At 38.7% G+C, this 7,821-nt stretch carries 8 protein-coding genes and 1 pseudogene; 3 read left to right on the forward strand and 6 right to left on the reverse strand.

Translation table 11 applies throughout. The features are described 5' to 3' along the window. The 4 genes from QOS10_RS08630 to QOS10_RS08645 all read right to left on the reverse strand — a co-directional run. A partial coding sequence (locus QOS10_RS08630; RefSeq protein WP_283595075.1) for a helix-turn-helix domain-containing protein occupies nucleotides 1-193 on the reverse strand: 193 nt, incomplete at its 3' end. Nucleotides 194-347: 154 nt separating this feature from the next. Next, nucleotides 348-797 carry a hypothetical protein gene (locus QOS10_RS08635; protein ID WP_283595076.1) on the reverse strand — a complete coding sequence of 150 codons (450 nt, stop codon included), beginning with the start codon at nucleotides 795-797 and terminating at the stop codon, nucleotides 348-350. 220 nt (nucleotides 798-1,017) lie between these two features. Beyond that, a complete protein-coding gene (locus tag QOS10_RS08640) occupies nucleotides 1,018-3,255 on the reverse strand; it encodes a S8 family peptidase (protein WP_283595077.1) in 2,238 nt (745 codons plus the stop codon). Nucleotides 3,256-3,261: 6 nt separating this feature from the next. Beyond that, the gene (locus QOS10_RS08645; RefSeq protein ID WP_283595078.1) at nucleotides 3,262-4,296 is read right to left on the reverse strand and encodes an ATP-binding protein; all 1,035 of its coding nucleotides are present in this window, start codon (nucleotides 4,294-4,296) and stop codon (nucleotides 3,262-3,264) included. A 248-nt stretch (nucleotides 4,297-4,544) separates the two neighbouring features. On the opposite strand from QOS10_RS08645, the gene QOS10_RS08650 reads away from it, so the two are divergent. The 3 genes from QOS10_RS08650 to tnpC all read left to right on the forward strand — a co-directional run bounded on the left by QOS10_RS08650 (nucleotide 4,545) and on the right by tnpC (nucleotide 6,290). Beyond that, nucleotides 4,545-4,733 (forward strand): hypothetical protein, encoded by a 189-nt coding sequence (locus QOS10_RS08650; protein WP_283595079.1) that lies wholly within the window; start codon nucleotides 4,545-4,547, stop codon nucleotides 4,731-4,733. Beyond that, complete coding sequence (gene tnpB, locus QOS10_RS08655) at nucleotides 4,723-4,971, forward strand: IS66 family insertion sequence element accessory protein TnpB (RefSeq protein WP_283595081.1); 249 nt, start codon at nucleotides 4,723-4,725, stop codon at nucleotides 4,969-4,971. Before QOS10_RS08650 ends, tnpB begins: the two co-directional genes overlap by 11 nt. 170 nt (nucleotides 4,972-5,141) lie before the next feature. Further along, nucleotides 5,142-6,290 (forward strand): IS66 family transposase, encoded by a 1,149-nt coding sequence (gene tnpC, locus QOS10_RS08660; protein ID WP_283595083.1) that lies wholly within the window; start codon nucleotides 5,142-5,144, stop codon nucleotides 6,288-6,290. A gap of 27 nt (nucleotides 6,291-6,317) precedes the next feature. Here the strand turns inward: tnpC and QOS10_RS08665 are convergent, their stop codons facing one another. Next, nucleotides 6,318-7,496, reverse strand: a complete 1,179-nt coding sequence (locus QOS10_RS08665) for an IS256 family transposase (RefSeq protein WP_283595084.1) — start codon at nucleotides 7,494-7,496, stop codon at nucleotides 6,318-6,320. A 105-nt stretch (nucleotides 7,497-7,601) separates the two neighbouring features. Then, nucleotides 7,602-7,821 (reverse strand): annotated as a pseudogene (locus QOS10_RS08670) (ATP-binding protein); the annotation flags it as partial.

Below are 7,821 nucleotides of genomic sequence, written 5' to 3' on the forward strand. Positions count from 1 at the left end.
GGCGGACCGTACCACGGTTGAGCTCGTTATTAATTGTTTGATGATTAACTCCTAATTGGCGACCAATTGCGCGATTGAAAAGTCCTTGCGACTTTAAAGTCGCAATCATCACACGTTCTTCTTTAGTAAGATGAGCATTCTGTTTATGAGTAGTCAATAAACTAGTAGACATGGTATCATTTAAGTGCGTCATTTGACGGACATCCTTTCATATAGGTTTGGTTCACTTAATATGATACCTGATGTCACGCTGAATGGCGTTTTTTATTTACCACCAACTGGGTGGCTAACTTCATTCTATAATCCACCTCAATTTAAAACTGCCCTTGACATGTACTGCTTTTTAATTACAACTTAACGTTTTTATCAAGGTAAAATAGCATACTATAAACCCAAGGCTCAATAACAAGAGACACCGTTTCGATAAAGCCTAAATAAGAAACAAATAACTTTACAGCGTGAATAGGTAAATATACCATCAACGGCCCTCGAGAAACTAATCCCATTATCCATTCAAACACGAATGTTAAAAAAATGCCAAGAACACCTAATAAGCTGAATCCTAATTTTTTAAATAAGGTATCGAAATTATGCTTTACGATAGCCACTTTCTTATCATCCTTATAAACATTCATAATTAAGGGAATCGTCGCAGTAATCGTGGCCATAAAAATTCCTTTAACATCACTAGCATCTGTTTTAGTAAAGTTAAATACTGTTAGTACTATACTATTGAGAAATACTAACATTAATGATTGAATCGCAGTTGCTTTATCATTCTTATTAAAGTCAATCATTGCTTAACCTCTATAATTTAAAATAAATTAACATTAAAGCCTAGTGACATACCAAAAAGTTAGAAGTAGAATATTCTAACTTGATAATCGTGAAAATTTACAATCTCGTCAACAGTCATTAATACATTATTACGACTATTAACCGCATTTGTAAATTACATGTTTTTCATAATTATTACCTCTCCCCTTATAACATACATATAATCCGAGAGTAAAAGTCTTAATCCCACTCAATATCTTGCTCAGCCTGATTGTAAACATTAATCCGTTCTTGGATATCAATCTTCGTTACAATCCAGCCGCGAAGGTTGAGGCGTTGGATAAAGTCGTCAATCCTATTTTCACCGTTCATTTCCTTCAATGTCACGACGATACCGAATGGAATATTTTTTCTATTATTGTGTCCAAGCCTATCCTTCGACTTTATGCTGATCCCCCACATTGGGTTCTTGTAGGCCTTTTTAGGACGCGCTGAAGATTTTACCGTTTGGTTAATATGCTTAACCGTATCCCATTTTCTAAAGTTACTACGTGCATCTTCTTCTCTTACCGCAATGTCGGATAAATCAGATTGATGATTCTCATTGATAGAGTCAATTCGTCCATTATCCTTAATTCGGCCTAGATATAGATCTAACTCAGTGTTGGTATAATCAACGCCCTGGGCCCGACTGCATTTTGAAAAGTAACATAAAGTTGCTCTTGCAAAGAAGGGATACTTATCATCCTTATCAATCGGAATTGGCAAGTTATAATTATATGTATTCCACTTATCAGAGACACCTTGGATAACAAAGCGAATTTCATCACTTGGCGTCTCAAGAATATCTTTTATGTTTGTCGGAACAATTCCATTACCGACGTAATCGTGATTTTTAGGCAAATCACCCCAGCCATAGGCTGAGTCGATTATCAAGGCTTTTGCTACTTCTCTGCTCAACCCCATTATCTCAATCAGGTAAGCCAATTTTCGTGTAATCCAGGCGGCAGAAAATGAGGTACCTCTCTCATCGATTCGGCCATCGCTGTCTACTACCTTCATGTAGCCATTTATATCGCCGCCGAAGCAACTAATATCCGGCTTAATAAAGAAAGACAATACTCCACCCTTTCTTGAATAAGAAGGTACATTGTTATCCTTATCGACAGCACCGACTACCAAAGAATTAATTGAGTCTGCTGGAGCACCGATCCGCTTAGTTTTGCTATCCTCAGGTCTTCTGTTAGTTGCACTAACAACAAAAATCACATTATATTCAACTTGAAGCTGATCCAATGCAGCACCTTCAGCCGAAATAAAGTTCTTGTTAACCTCGGTTTCTGAACCTAACGAAAGATTCCAGACCTTTATTTCCTGATTATTGCGAATAATATTTCTTATCTGCCTGATTAATGTAAACGAACTCGTTCGACTACTCGATAATGCTACCCCGAAATGTTTAACCTTAAATCGCCCACAACCATCATCCAGTTCTGGATTTAGGCTGGGTCCATCAACAATAATAGAATCAACACAGGTGCCATGATTACTATCATTAGGTTCCTGAGGGATATTTGAATCGATACAGTCTACATAGTCAACCCAGTCAGCAAAGTAAACATCTTGATCAAAAGGCGTATCGATTACTCCGACAACTGGTTCACTTGTTGGTGCAGGAATTGTCATGTCTTCAAACGAATCATTAATTCCAAAATCTGCCGATGAGTACTTCGATAAATCAACAGCTGCCATCGCAACTAGGTATGGGGCACGTTCATTCAACAGATTTATGTCATTTTCGGCAAGACGAACTGTTTGGTCATCTAGCATCTGGTCATTGCTGATATTAATGCCAACCCTCTTTAGTACCTCTTTTGTTGCTTGGCCTGTGTTATAAAGTGTCACTATCCTATAATCACTACCTTTAGCACCATTTTCATCGACAGCGAACTTCTCAACAAACCATGCATCGGCAATAATCTTTTTAAACATCGTTCGGGCAATGTCATAATGGTCAAAGTCTAGTTTGTTAATATTTTTTTCAGCGTTAAAGGTCTTATAATCAATTTCACCGCCAAATTGATTATTAAGGATCTTTTTGACCTCAAAAGCATGCTTAATAGAATTGGCAACGTCTTCTTTACTTACATAGTACGTAATGATATGACGATCCTTTTTCTCAGCATCCTGTCCAAATTTCGCACCTACTACCTTTTCATTTGGAGCTTGTCCTTTACTAAAAAAGCCGGAGATACGATTCGATTTAGCCGCAATCTTAATATAAAATGCGCTAATTAACATACCTGGGATTATATCTCGATGATCTGCCCAGTATTTTTTCATTGTCTCTAAATCATCAATTAATTGCTGGAGCTTGTCAGCTGATACTTTTGCCCCTGTCGGAAGCTTTGGAGAACCAGGACGACTCCTGTTAGCAATATGATCAAATTTACCTTTTAGGCTTAATACTTCATTCATCTGTTATCACCCCTGTAATTCTCGCGATACAGTACTCTTCGGAATATCGGTTAAAATACTGATCTCGCGGATAGTGAATCCCTCACTGCGTAACTCCGTCAGCTCTAAAGTCTGCGTATCATGGAGATCTTTATAAAAGCGTCCTAAGTAATCGTAAGGATTCTGTGGGTCACTAAAAGCTAGTGAGACCTTAATAATATTTTTCAACTCACCCGGATTAGGAATTTCCTCTGAAGTCTGCAAAATCTTACGAAATAGCTTAACGTCTCTGCCTGCTTCAGGAAATTTCGATAAATCTTCATTTAGTATAGTCTCGGCTGCGTCAATTAGATCTTTACGAGTATAGCGATCAAAATTTATTACTGCATCGAATCTTCTCCTAAAGGCCCGATCTAACCTACCATAGAGGTTGGTAGTAGCAATAATTACTGCCTCAGGATTCACATTATCTAATTCCTTTAAGACGCTTGATGTTGCCCGACCCATCTCCCGTACATCTCTATCGTCTAGCCTGTCTAATGCAAGCGAATCAATCTCATCGAAAAGAATGATTACCCGAGACAAGTTAGGCATATGATTAATTTCACTGAAAACAGAAGCAATATTCTTCGCAGTCTGCCCTAACTTACTATCGATTACCTTATTAAAGTCCACGGCTAACAATACCCGATTTAAAAGACGAGCAATCTGTTTTGCAGATTCTGTCTTTCCTGTTCCTGGCGCTCCTTCGAACAAGAACCTTCCAATTCCTACCCGGTGGTGGATTGCATTGATAATTCCTTTTAGATCCTCCGCAATTGCGGGTGGAAGAGGTAATGATGAGTTATCTAATTTCACCTCCGTTAAATACTTTGTATCATACTTAACAGATTGAGGAACTATAGTATCTACACTAGTCATTTGCGCTGTAATATAAGCAGCTAATTCTGTATCACCCATTGCACTGAACTCAGAGGCTATTCGATTCGAAATAGCTCTAAACTCATTATCATTATTACTGTAATGAGCTTTTATTAAATCTACTATGTCTTTTTTCTTCATATGAATACCTCCATTTAGAATAGTAATACTGTTTGAAATATTTTTCAACGATTTGGGTGCTTTTCGTCCAAATTAATTTTATAAACCTTATATATTCAAAAATTACCAATGCTAAATCAGTCAAAGCTATACGGATTAATCCCCGTACTTAAATTGCTATTAATGTAAGCAGTCCATAACGATACGTCTAGGCATAGCATGCCAACTCTCCTATACTAAAGACAACTTCAGTACAGGAGGATCTTTTTATGGAAAAAAAGCATGACATTATCGCACCAGTTTTCAAAAATAAACCAGTGTCAGTTAATAAACCGGCATTCTCGCCGCACCCGGCTGCCAAAATGACAATTGAAAATGTGCAATTAACCATTTTCAAAGGCGCAAATTCTAATTTAGCGGCTGAAATAGTTAAAGCTGTGGTGCGCTATGCTCATTAATTGGCACGATCCGGAACACGTTTATTTGGTTTGCGGCAAGACTGATCTGCGGAAAGGAATTGATGGATTGGCCACAGTGGTCGCCGAAAACTATGGTTTAGAGCTGTATAATAATTCTCTGTTCCTGTTTTGTGGTAGTAGAAGAGATCGTTTTAAAGGATTGTACTGGGACGGCGAAGGCTTTATCCTACTCTATAAGCGTTTTGAGAACGGTCGCTTAAAATGGCCACGTCACTGAGATGATGTAAAAGATTTAACATCGCAACAGCTTGATTGGTTATTAGCGGGGCTTGATCCGCTCCCAGTGCGACAAATAAAAGCTGCACCTTCGGGCAGCTTTTATTAAGATCCTCTGTTTAAACCTTCCGAGCTTTGATATAATAACGGAAGCAAAGGAGGTGACGCACTATGAACGAAACAATCGAGCAATTGAAGAAAGAAAACCAAGCGCTTCGAGAGCAAGTAGCCCAATTACAAGCAATGGTTAAGCTGCTTCAAAACCAACTTTTTTGGAAAAAAACCGAAGTAATTGAAAAAGTAATTGATGGACAACAGTCATTATTTAGTGACGATGAATTAGATCAGTTACAAAAAGCTAAGACGACAATCACTGAAGTGATTGAGTCAAAGAAAAGCAAGGTAGTGCGTCGCCGGAAACCCAAGGAAAATGGTCGACGGGCTGCCTTTTTAGATCATTTACCCCAAGTTGATAAACAGATTGATTTAGTTGATAAAAGTTGCCCTCATTGTCATCAAGAAATGAAAGTAATTGGGAAACGGCTTTATAGTCGTGAAGTGCAATTAAAACCGGCTGAACTATATTGCCAAAACTTGTTTCAAACAAGTTATAAATGTCCAGAGTGCGAACGTGCAGGTAAGGATGTGATTATTAGTAGTTCAATGCCGCAAGCGCTGATTCCGCATAGTTATTTTTCTAGCAGTATTCTTGCCAAAGCAGCGAAGTATAAGTTTGGATTGGCATTGCCTTTTCATCGGCAACGTACTCTTTGGCAAGCCGTTGGCTTACCAGTCGATGGCAAACAGTTAGCCACCAACATGATTAAGGTTAGTCAAACATACCTTAAGCCACTATATCAGCATCTCCAAACAATGATGAGTCAAGAGCACGTCATTCATATGGATGAAACTCCATTTAAGGTCATTGAAGAGGATAAGACTAATAGTTATTTCTGGGTAACTAGAACGACTAATGAATTTAGTAAACATCAACTAGCACTTTTCAATTACCGTAATACACGATCCGGTCAAGTAGTTGGTGAACTAGTGGGATCAGATTATCAAGGATTGATTATGTGCGATGGATATGGTGGTTATAGTGATCGGCTCTATCCTTCGGCTAAGTTCGGATCGTGTTTAGTTCATATCCGCCGGGAATTCGTTCAAATTGTGAATACGATAGGCAAATCTAATCTTAGCAATTCGAAAGCCCAGCAGGCGATCTCCTTATTGGCCCCGGTTTTCCATATGGAAAACCAACTGGAATATCAAACCAGCGATGAGAAACGGGGAGAGTGTCAAGAAGTTTGTGTAAATTAGAAAGCCTTAGCGTATGATTTAGATGAATTAATGAAACATCGCGTCTAAAGTATCACGACAAGTTTTGAAGCCGCGGTGAGAGCGATTTTCAAACTTATCATTGTAGTCCATCACTTGCGTAACAAAGAATCGGTCTAAAGCTGCTTCGTTAGGGAATTGTTCCTTTTTGTGAAGTCGTTTTTTGACCCGCTTGTTAAACGATTCGATTAGATTCGTCGAATAAATAGTATTACGAATAGCTGGCGGAAAATCATAAAAGGTAAACAAATCCTGATAATTCTGAATTTTGATCAGCTGACGGTGGTATTTTTGATCCCACTTCGCAACAAAGTTGATTAAGTCCGCTTGGGCAGCTTCTAACGTAGCTGCTTGACGAATTATTTTAAAGTCTGTCATAATCTTCCGACGATCATACTTACGAACATGCCCCATTAAATTACGAGCAACATGAACCCAACAGCGTTGAAACTTTGCCTGGGGGAAGTTACTAAAAATAGCATTTTGAAGGCCAACCATGCCATCTGCAATAAAAAGCTGAATGTCAGTAATCCCGCGTTCCTTTAGTCCTTGAAGCAATTCATTCCAGGCCTCGCCATTTTCATTTGGCGCAATGGAATAATCTAAGATTTCCTTACCACCGTCACTACGAATTCCAATTGCCACATTGATTGCTTCGCGTTCGACTGTACCACGTTTAAGTGGCACATAAGTCGCATCTAGAAAGACACAGACGTATTGATGATGTTTAAACGCCTGCTGGTGGAATTCCTGAACTAACTGTTCTACCTGCTCTGTGATATTAGATACCGTTGTTGGTGAGTAATGACAACCGTACATCTCTTCAATGAGATCTGCGATCTCACGGGTCGTGATTCCTTTGGAATACATATGAATAATCATTGTTTCTAGCGTATCAAGACGTCGAGCGTAAGGCTGAAGAATAGCATTCTGAAATTTATTTTGGCGATCGCGTGGGATCCGGATACTAATTGTGCCAAATTCGGTATCAAGCTGGCGCTCGTAAGAGCCATTGCGGGCATTACGAGTCTGGTGATTCCGTTCATAGGCTTCATAGCCTAAAACTGCCGATAATTCTGACTTCAATAATTGATTAACCGTCTTTTCTAGCTGTTGGCGAAAAATTTCTTTAAGACTAGTGCTATTGTTTAATAGCGCATTTTGCACATCTTTGTTAAACTGATTCATGGGGAAAGCCTCCGTTTTGATTGTGTTAAGCGATTCAATCATACAGGGAAGGCTTTCCCTTTTTCAATTCAAGTTTCAGAATTTACACAAAATATTTTACGCTCTCAGAAATGACATGGTCGCAAACTCAGCGATTTGCTGCTGGTTAATCGAAGGTTGAAATTGATAATCAAACTCATTTAGTCTTTTAATAATCGGAAATCTAGCACGTTTGATTCTTCTCTTTAGGCTTTCATGTTGCTGATAGACAATCTCCTTATCGGTTAATTCTAATAATGCTTCGCTAAAGCTGATTTGGCTATCGTTGACTTGTTGCCGATAATCC

The organism is Limosilactobacillus galli (assembly GCF_947381495.1).
Lineage (GTDB): Bacteria > Bacillota > Bacilli > Lactobacillales > Lactobacillaceae > Limosilactobacillus > Limosilactobacillus galli.

Excerpts from the sequence above, each read along its gene's own strand:
- QOS10_RS08635 (WP_283595076.1), bottom strand. The coding sequence starts at position 797 with ATGATTGACTTTAATAAGAATGATAAAGCAACTGCGATTCAATCATTA.
- QOS10_RS08640 (WP_283595077.1), bottom strand. The coding sequence starts at position 3,255 with ATGAATGAAGTATTAAGCCTAAAAGGTAAATTTGATCATATTGCTAAC.
- QOS10_RS08645 (WP_283595078.1), bottom strand. The coding sequence starts at position 4,296 with ATGAAGAAAAAAGACATAGTAGATTTAATAAAAGCTCATTACAGTAAT.
- QOS10_RS08650 (WP_283595079.1), top strand. The coding sequence starts at position 4,545 with ATGGAAAAAAAGCATGACATTATCGCACCAGTTTTCAAAAATAAACCA.
- tnpB (WP_283595081.1), top strand. The coding sequence starts at position 4,723 with ATGCTCATTAATTGGCACGATCCGGAACACGTTTATTTGGTTTGCGGC.
- tnpC (WP_283595083.1), top strand. The coding sequence starts at position 5,142 with ATGAACGAAACAATCGAGCAATTGAAGAAAGAAAACCAAGCGCTTCGA.
- QOS10_RS08665 (WP_283595084.1), bottom strand. The coding sequence starts at position 7,496 with ATGAATCAGTTTAACAAAGATGTGCAAAATGCGCTATTAAACAATAGC.